The sequence below is a fragment of the Antarctobacter albus genome (assembly GCF_900101505.1).
Taxonomy (GTDB): Bacteria; Pseudomonadota; Alphaproteobacteria; order Rhodobacterales; family Rhodobacteraceae; genus Antarctobacter; species Antarctobacter albus.
In genome coordinates this window covers 386,551-399,723 of sequence record NZ_FMZI01000002.1, presented here as the reverse complement: position 1 = coordinate 399,723, position 13,173 = coordinate 386,551, and the positions used below count along the sequence as shown (strand labels likewise).

11 protein-coding genes and 2 tRNA genes are annotated in these 13,173 nt (G+C 64.0%); 4 read left to right on the top strand and 9 right to left on the bottom strand.

The window, feature by feature from the left end:
• Window position 1 precedes the first annotated feature (1 nt).
• Window positions 2–1,030 (top strand): AbrB family transcriptional regulator, encoded by a 1,029-nt coding sequence (locus BLQ71_RS05110; protein WP_254780697.1) that lies wholly within the window; start codon window positions 2–4, stop codon window positions 1,028–1,030.
• Between the two features lie 6 nt (window positions 1,031–1,036).
• Here BLQ71_RS05110 and BLQ71_RS05105 read toward each other — a convergent pair whose 3' ends face one another.
• From BLQ71_RS05105 to BLQ71_RS05085, 5 genes are all read right to left on the bottom strand, one after another.
• Complete coding sequence (locus BLQ71_RS05105) at window positions 1,037–2,857, bottom strand: ABC-F family ATP-binding cassette domain-containing protein (protein WP_074620929.1); 1,821 nt, start codon at window positions 2,855–2,857, stop codon at window positions 1,037–1,039.
• Between the two features lie 199 nt (window positions 2,858–3,056).
• On the bottom strand, window positions 3,057–4,265 hold the full coding sequence (locus BLQ71_RS05100; RefSeq protein WP_043145187.1) for a beta-ketoacyl-[acyl-carrier-protein] synthase family protein: 1,209 nt from the start codon (window positions 4,263–4,265) through the stop codon (window positions 3,057–3,059).
• Entirely contained in the window at window positions 4,262–4,522 is a 261-nt protein-coding gene (locus BLQ71_RS05095) for an acyl carrier protein (RefSeq protein ID WP_043145190.1), read from the bottom strand. Before BLQ71_RS05095 ends, BLQ71_RS05100 begins: the two co-directional genes overlap by 4 nt.
• Window positions 4,523–4,559: 37 nt before the next feature.
• On the bottom strand, window positions 4,560–5,651 hold the full coding sequence (lpxD, locus tag BLQ71_RS05090; protein ID WP_074620928.1) for a UDP-3-O-(3-hydroxymyristoyl)glucosamine N-acyltransferase: 1,092 nt from the start codon (window positions 5,649–5,651) through the stop codon (window positions 4,560–4,562).
• Window positions 5,652–5,690: 39 nt separating this feature from the next.
• Window positions 5,691–7,316 (bottom strand): L,D-transpeptidase family protein, encoded by a 1,626-nt coding sequence (locus BLQ71_RS05085; RefSeq protein ID WP_074620927.1) that lies wholly within the window; start codon window positions 7,314–7,316, stop codon window positions 5,691–5,693.
• Window positions 7,317–7,652: 336 nt separating this feature from the next.
• On the opposite strand from BLQ71_RS05085, the gene mepK reads away from it, so the two are divergent.
• Window positions 7,653–8,222 (top strand): peptidoglycan L,D-endopeptidase MepK, encoded by a 570-nt coding sequence (mepK, locus tag BLQ71_RS05080; protein WP_069211643.1) that lies wholly within the window; start codon window positions 7,653–7,655, stop codon window positions 8,220–8,222.
• Between the two features lie 256 nt (window positions 8,223–8,478).
• Here mepK and BLQ71_RS05075 read toward each other — a convergent pair.
• Window positions 8,479–8,555: transfer RNA gene (locus BLQ71_RS05075), tRNA-Asp, on the bottom strand.
• Window positions 8,556–8,591: 36 nt separating this feature from the next.
• A tRNA-Asp gene (locus tag BLQ71_RS05070) sits at window positions 8,592–8,668 on the bottom strand.
• A 247-nt stretch (window positions 8,669–8,915) separates the two neighbouring features.
• Between BLQ71_RS05070 and BLQ71_RS05065 the strand changes: the two genes are divergently transcribed.
• Window positions 8,916–9,680, top strand: a complete 765-nt coding sequence (locus BLQ71_RS05065) for a polysaccharide deacetylase family protein (protein WP_074620926.1) — start codon at window positions 8,916–8,918, stop codon at window positions 9,678–9,680.
• A gap of 5 nt (window positions 9,681–9,685) precedes the next feature.
• On the opposite strand, the gene BLQ71_RS05060 is transcribed toward BLQ71_RS05065, so the two are convergent.
• A complete protein-coding gene (locus BLQ71_RS05060) occupies window positions 9,686–9,934 on the bottom strand; it encodes a hypothetical protein (protein ID WP_133066116.1) in 249 nt (82 codons plus the stop codon).
• A 145-nt stretch (window positions 9,935–10,079) separates the two neighbouring features.
• Window positions 10,080–11,015 (bottom strand): pirin family protein, encoded by a 936-nt coding sequence (locus BLQ71_RS05055; RefSeq protein WP_074620924.1) that lies wholly within the window; start codon window positions 11,013–11,015, stop codon window positions 10,080–10,082.
• 191 nt (window positions 11,016–11,206) lie between these two features.
• Here BLQ71_RS05055 and rimK point away from each other — a divergent pair, with 191 nt between their 5' ends.
• Window positions 11,207–12,622 carry a 30S ribosomal protein S6--L-glutamate ligase gene (gene rimK / locus BLQ71_RS05050; protein WP_043145202.1) on the top strand — a complete coding sequence of 472 codons (1,416 nt, stop codon included), beginning with the start codon at window positions 11,207–11,209 and terminating at the stop codon, window positions 12,620–12,622.
• The last annotated feature ends 551 nt before the right edge of the window (window positions 12,623–13,173 follow it).

Below are 13,173 nucleotides of genomic sequence, written 5' to 3'. Positions count from 1 at the left end.
CATGTTGTGTTTCGGCGCGCTTGGCGGGGGCCTTGCCAGCCTGGTGCACCTTCCCATGCCCTGGATGCTGGGCGGGCTTTTTGCCTCGGCCCTTGTCATCCTGCTCTGGGCGCCGCCCATCCTCGCAGACTACAGTTTCCCGATGCCCTTCCGGACCGGATTCGTTGCCCTGATCGGGGTGATGATTGGCACCCAGGTCACGGCGGAACTGGTGGCCCTGGCGGGCAAACTGCCCTGGACGATGGCCGGGCTGGTCCTTTTCGTGGTGCTGGCCCATTTCGGAAACATGGCGATCTTTCGCAGCCTTGGCGGATATGACCGCGCCACGGCCTTCTACTCGGGCACGCCGGGCGGGTTGATGGAAAGCATCGTCATGGGTGAAGGCGCGGGCGCGGACATCCGCATCCTGACCGCCCAGCAATTCCTGCGCATCATCGTGGTGATCACGCTCCTGCCGTTGGGGCTCTCGCTCTGGATGGGGGCGCCGGTGGGCAGCGCGGCGGGGCTGCAATCCGCGATGGGGCAATCCCGGGTGACGCCGCTGGCACTGGTGACGATCGCGCTGGCGGCGGGGCTGGGGTTGTACCTTGCCCGCCTCATCCGCCTGCCCGCCGCCCAGTTGAGCGGTCCGATGATCCTCGCGGCCCTGGCCACGGTGACCGGGGTGCTGGACCTGCACCTGCCGATCTGGCTGATCGCCAGTGCGCAACTGGTGATCGGCGTCAGCCTGGGAATGCGGTTCAAGGGCGTGAACATGGCGCTCCTGCGTCGCTGCGCCTGGCTGGCACTGGTCTCGGTGGCCTACATGCTGGTGCTTGGGGGAGTCCTGTCCGCCCTGCTCTGGCAGATCACCGGCATCGAATGGCTGCACCTCTTGATCAGTTTCTCCCCCGGCGGCGTGGCGGAAATGTCCATCGTCGCGCTCAGCCTTGCCGCCAACCCGGCGCTGGTCAGCCTGCATCACGTCGCCCGCATCCTGATGACCGTGGTGGAACTGAGCGTGGCCGCCCGCCTGCTCGGTATGCGCTGAGCGCCGTCAGGCCTCCTCGGCCTTTTCCATCAGGTCAAGCCATTCCTCCTCGGCCGCGCTCAGCGCCTCCTGACGCTCCACCAGCGCATCGGTGGCCTTCTGGAACTTGAGAGGTTCCTTCGTGAACAGATCGGGCTGGGCCAGGAATTCTTCCAGCTTGGCGATCTCCGCGCCCAGACGGTCGATCTCCCCCGGCAGCGCTTCCAGCCGGTGCTTCTCGGTAAAGCTGAGCACCGGCTTTGCCGGCGTCGCCGCAGCAGGCTTCGGCGCAGTCCCGGCCTTGGCCGCAGGCTTTGCCTTTTTCGCAGGCCCGGCCTGCTCGCGCTTCTGGGACTGGTAATCCGACCATCCCCCGGCATAGACGGTGGCGCGCCCGCCCCCTTCCATCGCGACGGTCGTGGTGGCGACCCGGTCCAGGAAATCCCGGTCGTGACTGATCAGCATCACGGTGCCGTCGTAATCGTCCAGCAGTTCCTGCAACAGGTCCAGCGTCTCGACATCCAGATCGTTGGTCGGCTCGTCCAGCACCAGCAGGTTCGATTCACGCGCCAGCAATTTCGCCAGCAAGAGCCGCGCCTTCTCGCCCCCGGAAAGCGACCGCACCGGTGCCCGCACCTGCCGTTCGTCAAAGAGAAATTCCTTGAGATAGCCGACGACGTGTTTCGGCTGTCCCCGCACCATGACCTGGTCGGACTGGCCGGACACCCGCATGTCGCGGTCATTGGTCAGGCTGTCCCAGAGCGAGGCCTCGGGGTCCAGCTGCGCCCGGCTCTGGTCAAAGATCGCCGGGACAAGGTTGGTGCCCAGCTTCACGCTGCCCGCGTCGGGGGTGATCTCACCGGTCAGGATCTTGATCAGCGTCGTCTTGCCCACGCCGTTCGGTCCGACAAAGGCGACTCGGTCGCCGCGCTGCACCGTCAGGTCGAATTTGCGCACGATCTGCTTGTCGTCGAAAGCATGGGTGATCCCCTGCGCCTCGATGACCTTCTTGCCCGATTTCGGACCAGAGGCCATCTCCATCGCCGCCGCGCCCTGCCGGCGGATCTGCGAAGCGCGTTCCTTGCGCATGTCCTGCAGCGCCCGCAACCGGCCCTGGTTGCGCTTGCGCCGGGCACTGATGCCCTCGACGGCCCAGCGGGCCTCGGCCTTGATCTTGCGGTCCAGCTTGTGGCGCTGCTGGTCCTCTTCTTCCCAGGCCTTGTCGCGCCAGGCCTCGAAGGCCTCGAAACCGCGTTCCTGCCGCGCCACCTGCCCCCGGTCGATCCAAAGCGTCGCGCGGGTCAATTCGCTCAGGAACCGACGGTCGTGCGAGATCAGGACAAAACCCTTGCGCGTCGTCTTCAACTCGTCCTCGAGCCAGGAAATCGCCTCGATGTCCAGGTGGTTGGTCGGCTCGTCCAAGAGCATCAGGTCCGGCGCCTCGGCCATCAGCTTGGCCAGCGCGGCGCGGCGCCGCTCACCGCCAGAGGCCGTCTCGACTGGACGGTCGGGATCGAATTTCAGGCCCTCGGACGCGCGTTCAACCCGGTACATCTCGGAAGCCGCCAGTTGCGAGGCAGCGAACTCGCCCAGCGTGGCATAGCCCGACAAGTCCGGGTCCTGCTCCATGTAGGCCACGGAAATCCCTGCCGGCACCACGCGCTCACCCCGATCCGGTTCCACAAGCCCGGCCATGACCTTCATCAGCGTCGACTTGCCAGAGCCGTTGCGCCCGACAAGCGCCACGCGATCACCCTGGTGGACGGTCAGCGACAGGTCGTCAAAGACGGGATCGCCGCCAAAGGTGAGAGAGACAGAGGTGAGCTGAAGCAAGGGAGGAGGAGCCATGCGCGCAGCGCTAATCCCGCCCACGCCATTCGTCAATGGGCTCCGGCCCCGCGACGGCCTTTCCCCCGCTCAGGGCTTCTTTTTGGCAGAAATACTCCCGGGGGTGCGGGGGCAGCGCCCCCGGCCCGAGGTGTCCGGCCGAAGGCCGGCGCCGAGACACCCTGCGCGCCGCAAGGCACACCTTTGGTTCACGCCCCTGTCAGGCGCGCCCCAGCACCAGCACCGCGTTCAGCCCGCCAAAGGCAAAGGCATTCGACAGCACCACGTCCACCTCGGCCTCGCGCGCCACGTTCGGCACCACGTCCAGCGCGCATTCCGGGTCAGCCTCCTCGTAGCCGATGGTCGGCGCGATCACCCCGTCCTTCAGCGCCATGAGACAGGCCAGCAATTCGACCGCCCCGGTGCCGCCGATCAGGTGGCCGTGCATCGACTTGGTGGAAGAGATCATGAGGTTGTCCGCATGGGTGCCAAAGACATCGGCCACTGCGGCGCATTCGGTCTTGTCGTTGGCCGCTGTCCCGGTGCCATGCGCGTTGATGTAGCTGACCCGTTCCCTGCTGACCCGCGCATCGCGCAGCGCGCCTGAAATCGCCCGCGCCGCGCCATGCTTCGATGGCATGACGATATCCGCCGCATCCGAGGTCATGGCAAAGCCCAGCACCTCGCCCAAGATCTCGGCGCCGCGGGCCTTCGCGTGTTCGTATTCCTCGAAGACGAACACGCCGGCGCCCTCGCCCTGCACCATACCGTTACGGGTGGCACTGAAGGGGCGGCAGGCGTCCTTGGACATGACGCGCAGACCTTCCCAGGCCTTCACCCCGCCGAAACACAACATCGACTCGGAACCGCCGGTGATCATCGCCGTGCACATGCCCGTGCGGATCATCTGGAACGCCTGTCCCATCGCGTGGTTGGAACTGGCGCAGGCGGTGGCGACGGTGAAACTCGGTCCCTTGACGTTGAACTCCATGCTGACGTGGCTGGTGGCCGCGTTGTTCATCAGCTTGGGCACGACGAAGGGGTGAACCCGGTTCTTTCCCTCTTCGTAAACCGCGCGGTAATTGTCATCCTGCGTGCTCAGCCCGCCGCCGGAGGTGCCCAGCACCACGCCGGAGGTGTTGGCCAGGTCGCCCACGAATTCCAGCCCTGCCTGCGCCACCGCCTGGCGGGCAGCTAACAGGGTAAATTGGGTGAAACGGTCATAGAGCGCAAGCTGCTGGCGGTTGAACACGGTCTCGGGCTCGAACCCCTTGACCTGTCCGCCAATGCGGATGGCCAGGCGCTCCACGTCGCGGAACTCCAGCTCGCCGATGCCACAGCGCCCCTCGCGCATCGCCTCCAGCGTCGCGGGGACATCCTGGCCCAGGGCGTTGATCGTTCCCGCCCCGGTGATGACGACACGCTTCACGACTTCTGCTCGGCGATCAGTTTCTCGATCCCCTCGACGATCTTCGCCACCGAGGAGATGTCGAAATCCGATTCCGATGGGTCGTTGGCATTGAAGGGTACCGAAATGTCGAACTGCTCCTCGATCGCGAAGATCGATTCCACCAGCCCGAGAGAGTCGATCCCCAGTTCTTCGGGCGTGCTTTCCATCGCAACGTCCGAGACATCGAGCATCGCCTGCTCCGCGATGATCTGAATGACCTGTTCCTTGACGTCCATGACCTCAGCCCCGCGCTTGTCCAGAATTGCCGGACACTTAGTCATTTCCCATCAGCTTTGAAACTGCTTTCTTGAGCTCTGCGACGTCTCGGAACAGACGCGGCAGGCGGCGCAGGCCCTTGTAGGCCTCGACATGGGTGTCCATTTTCATCGCCGGATAGCCCAACATGACGCGCCCGGCCGGTACATTCGACAGGACCACCGTGGCGCCCCCCAGGATCGCGCGATCCCCGATGCGCAGGTTGTCCGAGACCCCGACCTTGCCGCCCAGCACCACGTTGTCTCCCACCACGGTCGACCCGGCGATGCCGACATTCGCGCAAAGCAGGCAGTCGCGTCCGATCACGACGTTGTGGCCAATCTGCACGAGGTTGTCGATCTTGGTGCCGTTGCCGACGCGAGTGTCGCGGATCGTCCCCTTGTCGATGGTCGACCCGGCGCCGACCTCGACATCGTCGCCGATTGTCACCGCACCCACGCTGGCGATCCGTGCCCAGGACTGAGCACTATCCGTGCCTTCGCCGCCCAGCGAGGCGCGCGCCTTTTCGACGCCCGAGCGTTCCGGCGTGACAAAGGAGAACCCGTCGCCCCCGATAATCGCGCCAGGCTGGGCGATGAAACGGTCGCCGATGACCACCTCCGACATGATCCGGCCCCCGGCATGCAGCAGCGCCCCCGCGCCGATGCGCGCGTTGCGCCCGACATAACACTGTGGACCGACCACCGAACCGGCGCCGATCCGGGCGCCGGCCTCGATCACCGCAAATGGCCCCACCGACACGCCCTCACCCAGCTCGGCGGTCGGGTCGATCACCGATTGCGGATGGAGGCCCGGCGCGTAACCCGGCCCCCGGTCCATCATGCCGGTCAGCCCCGACATGGCAAAACGCGGGCGATCCGACAGCAGTGCCGCCTGCAGCCCCAGCGCCTGCCAGTCCGTGCCCGCCGCCAGCAGCGCGGCGCGGGCCTGCCCCCGGCCCAGGGCCTCGACGAACTCGGGCCTGGCCGCCATCGCCAGTTGCTCCGGCCCCGCGTCCGCAGGCTCCGCCAGCCCGGAGACGGTCAGAGACAAATCGCCCTCGGCAGTCATGCCGAGGGCGATTGCGAGGTCTTCGATGGTGAAAGGCATGGTGTCTCCGGACGTTGCAGGGCGCGGTCCGGGAGAGGTTTAGCTGCGACCCGCGCGCAGGGCCACCCCTTCGTTGGTCAGCGCCCGCCAAAGCATCGCGTCACGCCCGTAGACGTCGTTGCGATAGTTCATCTGGCCCTTCGCCTTGGTAAAGGCGGTGCGGTAAATCAGGTGCACCGGGATCGGCGTTTCCAGCGGAATGCGCGTGTTTTCACCCGAGGCATGGATCCGCTTGAAGTAGGACACGGGATCGTCGACCTGGCGGCTCAGGATCTCGTAGGCGAACTCATGCGGGTCATCCAGGCGGATGCAGCCGTGGCTGAAGGTACGGACCTCGCGTCTGAACAGGTGCTGCGACGGGGTGTCGTGCAGGTAGATGTTGTACTTGTTCGGGAACAGGAACTTGACCGACCCCAGCGCATTGCTCGGCCCCGGGGGCTGGCGCATGGTGAAGGGGAAATTGCCCGAATTCGCATAGGCCGAGGCGGTTTCCCGGCTGACCTGGCGCCCGCGATAGTCGACGATCTCCAGGTGGCCTGCCGCATAGGGATTGGCCCGGATCGCCGGCAGGTATTCGCCGCGAATGATCGATTGGGGAATGAACCAATAGGGGTTGATAACCAGCAGTTCCATCACGTCCGAGAACTCGGGCGTGCGGCGGTCATGCCCCTGCGCACCAATGACCGAGCGCGTTTCAAATGTCAGCTTGTCGTCGTCGATGATCTGGGCGTGGAAATCCGTCAGGTTGACGAGAATATGACGCTTGCCACGCCCCTCGGGCAGGTTCAGCCAGCGTTCACGCTCCATCGAGACCATGATCGACTGAAGCCGTTCCTCGGGCGAGACGTTGATGGCGCGCATGGTGCTGCCACCTGCGACGCCGTCGACCTCGATGGCGTGATCCTCCTGGAACTCGCGGACAGCGGCTTCCATCTCGGCGTCATAGGTCATGCTGAGCGAGGGCGACAGGTAGCCCATCGCAGTCAGACGATTGCGCAGCGCAACCACGGCGTTTCCGCTGTTGCCGGGGCGCAGGCTGCCGGCGGGAACGGTCTGACCCCAGCCGCCGTTGCGGATCTTGTGTTCCAGCCGCAGCTTGGCCCGCATCAGGCGCGTATATTCGGGGCTGTTGGGCACCAGGCTCAGGAAGACGGCGGTCGGATCTTCCCGGGTCAGCCGGGTCAGCAGCATTTCCGGATCGCGGCGCGGCGCTTCGCGCTTGATCCCATCAACGACATTGCCCGGTTCCAGGATGCCGGACTGAAGGTCGTTGGCGAATTGGATGAAGGTGCGGGTCAGCTCGATTTCCAGCATCCCGCGCGAGCGGCCGTCGGTAGCCTGGCTCATCCGCCGCAACAGTCGGTCGGGGTCATAGCGTCCGGCGGGCAGCCCGTGGTCATCCGCCAGCGAAAACGCCTCCATCAAGGCCAGGCGGCGGGCGCGGTCGCCCTCGCCGGCACCGGTCCAGATCGGGGCGAAATCCCGTGCCCGGTAGAAGGCGGCAATACTGTCATCGTCGGCAACGTTCTCGGCCACGGCCTGCTTGAAGGCCGTCACCTTGAGCGTGAGCCCATCCTCGGCCAAAGCCGGCAGCCCAGTTCCCAACCAAAGGGCCCCTGCCGCGAGGGCCGCCTGGAACACGGCCCGGGTTTCTCTCTTGTTCATGCTCAAATCCTTCATCGACCAGCGATCCCCGAAAACACAATGCCGACAGGGTCATAGGCCTGTCTATTCACATTTTTGCCAAGTTGTCGACCAAAGGGCAGGGCAGCTAGGCTGTGACCGAAAAGAGGCAGACCCGCGCATTCGCGCCACAGTTGGCCCGCTGTGGGCAGAATCCCGCCAATTACCCCTTGATCATTACAAATCATCACAAATCGCCCTTTTTGCGCCATACGATTCGTGTCATATAGCTCTTGGCATCTGGGGATAGATGGCAGGCGGCGCACAACGATGCGCCCAGAATCAGGTAACACGGCGACCACGGGACAGGCGGTCATCATGACAGAGACGACTTGCGGCGGCTTCACCCGCCGGGCACTTCTTGGCGCGTTCGCAGCGACAGCCGTCGCAGCGGCGCCGACTTACTCCAACGCAGCAGGCTTCTTGCGCGGCGCAGGCGATGTCCGGCGCATCCGGATGTATTCCGGTCGCACGGGCGAACGGGTAGACATGATCTACTGGATCGAAGGCGACTACCTCGCCGACGCGATCAAGGAGATCAATTATTTCATGCGCGATTGGCGCAACAACCAGATCAAGTCGATCGACACACGAACGATCGACATCATGGCCGCTTCGCACAACCTGCTGGATGTGTCTGAGCCTTACATGCTGATTTCAGGCTACCGCAGCCCGGAAACGAACGCGATGTTGCGGGCACGCTCTTCCGGCGTGGCCAAGAACTCGCGCCATCTGGTCGGTCAGGCAGCGGACCTTCGGCTCGCGTCGCGCTCTGTCAGCCAGATGTATCGGGCGGCCAAGGCCTGTAATGCAGGCGGCGTGGGCCGGTACACCCGGTCGAACTTCGTGCACATGGACTGCGGTCCGGTCCGTTCCTGGGGCAGCTGAGTTTTCTTCTCCCCCCTCTTCAGTCTCTGGTTCACTCTTACAGGCGTCCCAACCGGGGCGCCTTTTGTTTGGCACCTTGTCTTTTTGCCTCGAAAACCGTGAACGGGATAGTCAGGAATTCCCTACGCGGTTAACCGGTCGTATATCGTTGTCTGAGAAGGAAACACGCCAAGGCGCGGTTGGTTCCGCCACCGCATCCAGATTTTTTTTTAAGAAGAGGCGCTGGCGCCAAATGCTTCCACCGGTGAGGAAGAAGTGGCGCGGTTGACGGGGCTCGAACCCGCGACCCCCGGCGTGACAGGCCGGTACTCTAACCAACTGAGCTACAACCGCGCTTTCGCGTCGGGCCGTTGCGTTTCGGGGCAGTGTTGGCGCGGTTGACGGGGCTCGAACCCGCGACCCCCGGCGTGACAGGCCGGTACTCTAACCAACTGAGCTACAACCGCTTGACTGCCGCCGTGACCGCTTGGCCGTGGCGTGAGAGGCCTTCTATGCGTAGCCCCCTGCCCCGTCAAGCGGTTTCGACCCCCGAATTCGCGCATTTTTTCATCCAGCCCGGAGAATCTAAAGTGGCGCATTGGTCACGGGTTGGCGGCCGTATTTCACGCAAATGTCAATTCACCTTGCGATTCCACCGATCGCCCGGCTTTTCTCGTATGGTCTGCACGCCCCAAGCCTAGCCAAGGTCGTATCATGTCTGAATTTTCTCGCCGGACATTCCTGTCCGCCGGCACTGCTGCTGTTGCCCTTCTGCGCCCCGATTCACTCTGGGCGGCCCCCGACATCGCCTTGCCAGCGGACGTGACAAAAACGGACCCGGTCACGGTCACAGCCGTGAACACATCCTCACCAGTTGTTGCAATGACGTTCGATGACGGGCCGCATCCGACCCTGACCCCACTGCTTCTTGATATCCTCAAAGCCCGTGGTCTGCGTGCCACGTTTTACCTTATAGGTCGAAGAGTGGTGACATGGCCGGATATTGTCAAGCGCATTGCAGACGAGGGGCATGAGATCGGCAACCACAGCTGGTCACACCCCAACCTGGCGGGCTATTCGAACGCGGGCGTCCTCAGCCAGATCGACCGGACCTCGGACGCGATCTTCAAGGTGACGGGCCGCCCGCCGGTCACCTTCCGCCCGCCCTACGGCGCATTTACCCAGCGCCAGCGTGTGATGCTGCACAACACGCGCAAGCTGCCGACGATCCTGTGGTCCGTGGATCCGCAGGACTGGCGCCGGCCCGGCGCCAGCGTGGTGGCCAGTCGGATTCTGTCGCACTCGCGTCCCGGCGCCATCATCCTGACCCACGACATCCAGCACGGCACGGTGCGCGCCATGCCGCGGACCCTGGACGGGCTGACGGCGCGTGGCATCAAGCTGGGGACGATGAGCCAGATGATGGGCTGGCCGCTCTGGCAGAGCCGGAATTTCGTCCAGACCGCCTCGGCCGGCTGAGCCGGTCAGTCACCCGCGGAAAGACGCGCCGAGATCTCTTCGATCTCGGCAGCCAGCAGCAACATGCGCGTCACGGGAGCGCCGTCTCCGTCGCGGGTCATGACGTAGGCCGCATGCTCCACGAGTTCCGCCACCGTCTTCAGGATTTCGGGAACGGCAACCGCCTCTGTCGCGTTGCGTGTTTCCTCGACCATCCGCCGGAAGTCGCCCGGTCCGGGGGTCACATCTGTCGGAATCAGCTGCAAGTGGGGCATCGGGAATCCCATTGGTTAACACGGGAGGCAAGAAAGTGCCCTTACTGGTGCGTTCAGCGTGCAGACCTCAGAAGTTGACTCCACAATAGATTTTTTCGACGCCGCATTTTCTTTCACCCTGATGGTTGCGCCGCACTGACCGCCCCTAGTCCGGCAAGGGAATGAACTCGCCGTCATCCCCCGGCGGCAACTGAAAGCGGCCATGCTCCCAATCGCCGCGCCGCCAAGCCTCTTTCGCCTCTTCGATGCGCTCTTTCGAGGAGGCGACGAAGTTCCACCAGATGTATCGGCTCCCCTCCAGGGTGGCACCGCCCAGCAGCATGAGCCTGGCACCGGCGCCCCCTGCCCGGAGAGACACGCGGTCGCCGGGCCGAAACACCATCATCTGGCCCGCCTCGTAGCGCGTTCCGGCAACCTCGATGGCACCCTCGACGACATAGACACCCAGGTCCTCATGTTCATCGGGCAGCGGCAGAGAGGCCCCCGGCTGCAGTACCGCATCGGCATAGAACATCTCTGACGGGGTCCGCACCGGCGCGCGTTCCCCCCAGGCGTTTCCAAGGATCAGGCGCACCTGCTTTCCCTCGCCGTCCAGAACGGGCAGCGCGTCTGCCGGCGCATGGATGAAGTCCGGCGCGCTGTCCTCCTGGTCCTTGGGCAGGGCGACCCATGTCTGGATTCCGAAAAAGGGCATCGGCTCGGCCTGGGTGGCATCATCCGTGCGTTCCGAGTGGGTGATCCCCTGCCCTGCCACCATCCAGTTCACGGCACCCGGCTCGATCCACTTGTCCGTACCCAGAGAGTCACGGTGATGCATCCGACCCCGGTAGAGGTAACTGATCGTCGCCAGCCCGATATGGGGGTGCGGGCGCACATCCAATCCACGGGTCGGCAGGAACTCTGCCGGACCCATCTGGTCGAAGAAGATGAAGGGCCCCACCATCTGCCGACGCGGCGCCGGCAAGGCACGGCGCACCTCGAACCCGCCCAGATCGCGGGCACGGGGGATGATGACGGTATCGATGCTGTCCACGGCATCGCCGGTGGGACATTGCGGATCAAGCGCGGGGTTCCAGCTCATCTCGGGTCCTCCTGTCTGGTAAAATGCAATATAGCCCTCGAACCATCGAACGATACACCGATCAAACCGGCGTGCATGTGCATTTTTGCACAACCAGCGCCCGGGACAGGGTCCTTGCGCGCACTCAGCCCGCGCCTTGCTGTAAGGCGCGGGCCTTGCTAGGGCTGTAATGGCTCTGAAGGGAGGGCCGCATGGACGACAGCCTTGAACCACTGCCCGGAATGATCCGTTTTGGCTGGGAGGAGTGGGTCTCGTTACCCGATCTCGGTTTGCCCGCCCTGCGCGCCAAGGTCGACACCGGCGCCCGCACCTCGGCCCTGCATGCCTTCGACATCGAGACCTTCGGCCCGGCCTCGGCGCCCAAGGTGCGGTTCACGGTGCACCCCGTGCCCGGACGTGACGACCTGGTGATTCCCTGTTCGGCCCGGATCATCGACCGCCGCACAGTCACCTCGTCGAACGGCGAATCCGAATCCCGCTATGTCATCGCATCCACCATCCGCGTCGGCGACGAAAGCTGGCGGATCGAGATGACACTGACCGATCGCTCGACGATGGCGTCGCGCATGTTGCTGGGCCGAGAGGCGCTCAAGGATCATATCACCATCGTGGCCACCGACCGTTTCCAGCAGCCAAAGCTCAGCTACGACGTCTATACCACCGCGCGCGTCCGCCAGGCGGCGCCGAACCGGGCGCTGCGGATCGCGGTGCTGAGCCGCGAGGACAATTATTCCACCCGCCGGCTTGTCGAAGAAGGCGAAAAGCGCGGCCATACCGTCGAGGTGATCGACACGACGCGCTGTTACATGGCGATCAACGCGCTTTCACCCGAGGTGCATTACGACGGCAAACGCTTGCCCCGTTATGACGCGGTGATCCCGCGCATCGGCGCCAGCGTGACCTCCTACGGCACCGCCGTGATCCGCCAGTTCGAGACCATCGGCACTTTCTGCGTGAACGGCTCCGAAGGGATCACCGCCTCGCGCGACAAGCTTTATGCGCATCAGCTCATGGCGCGGCACAAGATCGGCATGCCCAACACCGCCTTTGCCGCCTCGCCCAAGGACACGCAGAGCCTGATGCGGTTGGTGGGCACCGCGCCCCTGATCGTCAAGCTGCTGGAATCGACACAGGGCAAGGGCGTCGTCCTTGCCGAGACCAAGAAGGCGGCGGAATCGGTGATCGACGCCTTCCGTGGGCTCAAGGCGAATTTCCTGGTGCAGGATTTCGTCAAGGAGGCGGCGGGCGAGGACATTCGCTGTCTCGTCGTCGGCGGCAAGGTGGTGGCGGCGATGAAACGCACAGGGGCCGAGGGCGATTTCCGCTCGAACCTGCATCGCGGCGGTCAGGCGACGGTAGTCCGAATCACCAAGGAAGAGCGCGAAACCGCCCTGCGCGCCGCCCGCGCCTTTCGCCTGAACCTGGCGGGCGTGGACCTGCTGCGGTCCGAGGCAGGCCCCAAGGTGCTGGAGGTCAACTCCAGCCCCGGGCTTGAGGGGATCGAGACGGCGACCAAGAAGAACGTGGCCGAAAAGCTGTATGAGCACCTGGAATCCAAGGTGCGTCCCGCGCCGGTCAAACGCATCAGCAAGGCCGAGGACAGCTGACCCCGCAAGGGGTTCCGGTTAGTTCGGAAACAGGAACCCCACGATCCACCTGATGATCACGATCCAGAAGACCAGCCCAAGCATGGCACCCGGGAGAATCCACCAACCGTACCCCAGTGACCATTGCAGACGGTCGGTTCGATCGGTCTTTCTCTGGGCCTGCCGAAACTGGTCCCTGTCCGGATCAATGCTCAGAATAGACGTCAAGTTCGAGATTGTGATGATTGTTCTCACCAGTCCAAGCCAATCCAAGTTCGTGTTCGGAATTGCAGCGGACGAGTGTTTCCCGCGCAATCGCACCATGCGCGCACCAAACAGGCGCACACCCTGTAGTTGTATAACTAGAACTTTCTAACTTGTCACGGAAGATGCATATAAAATTCATCATATGGCCGCGACAGGAGATCGGCATACCGGCGGATTTTCGCCTCCGGCCTGATTTGACGGCTAGTCACAAGATGAAGACGCTCGCCGATCTTTCGTTGGATTGAGGTTCCATGCCCTTTACCGCGCCCGTCACTTTTCCTATATAATTTCTCAGCTATTCGGAC

Coding starts and splice junctions, on each gene's coding strand:
- BLQ71_RS05095 (WP_043145190.1), bottom strand. CDS start 4,522: ATGGACGTCAAGGAACAGGTCATTCAGATCATCGCGGAGCAGGCGATG.
- lpxD (WP_074620928.1), bottom strand. CDS start 5,651: ATGCCTTTCACCATCGAAGACCTCGCAATCGCCCTCGGCATGACTGCC.
- rimK (WP_043145202.1), top strand. CDS start 11,207: ATGGACGACAGCCTTGAACCACTGCCCGGAATGATCCGTTTTGGCTGG.
- BLQ71_RS05065 (WP_074620926.1), top strand. CDS start 8,916: ATGTCTGAATTTTCTCGCCGGACATTCCTGTCCGCCGGCACTGCTGCT.
- BLQ71_RS05110 (WP_254780697.1), top strand. CDS start 2: ATGTTGTGTTTCGGCGCGCTTGGCGGGGGCCTTGCCAGCCTGGTGCAC.
- BLQ71_RS05085 (WP_074620927.1), bottom strand. CDS start 7,316: ATGAACAAGAGAGAAACCCGGGCCGTGTTCCAGGCGGCCCTCGCGGCA.
- mepK (WP_069211643.1), top strand. CDS start 7,653: ATGACAGAGACGACTTGCGGCGGCTTCACCCGCCGGGCACTTCTTGGC.
- BLQ71_RS05060 (WP_133066116.1), bottom strand. CDS start 9,934: ATGCCCCACTTGCAGCTGATTCCGACAGATGTGACCCCCGGACCGGGC.
- BLQ71_RS05055 (WP_074620924.1), bottom strand. CDS start 11,015: ATGAGCTGGAACCCCGCGCTTGATCCGCAATGTCCCACCGGCGATGCC.
- BLQ71_RS05105 (WP_074620929.1), bottom strand. CDS start 2,857: ATGGCTCCTCCTCCCTTGCTTCAGCTCACCTCTGTCTCTCTCACCTTT.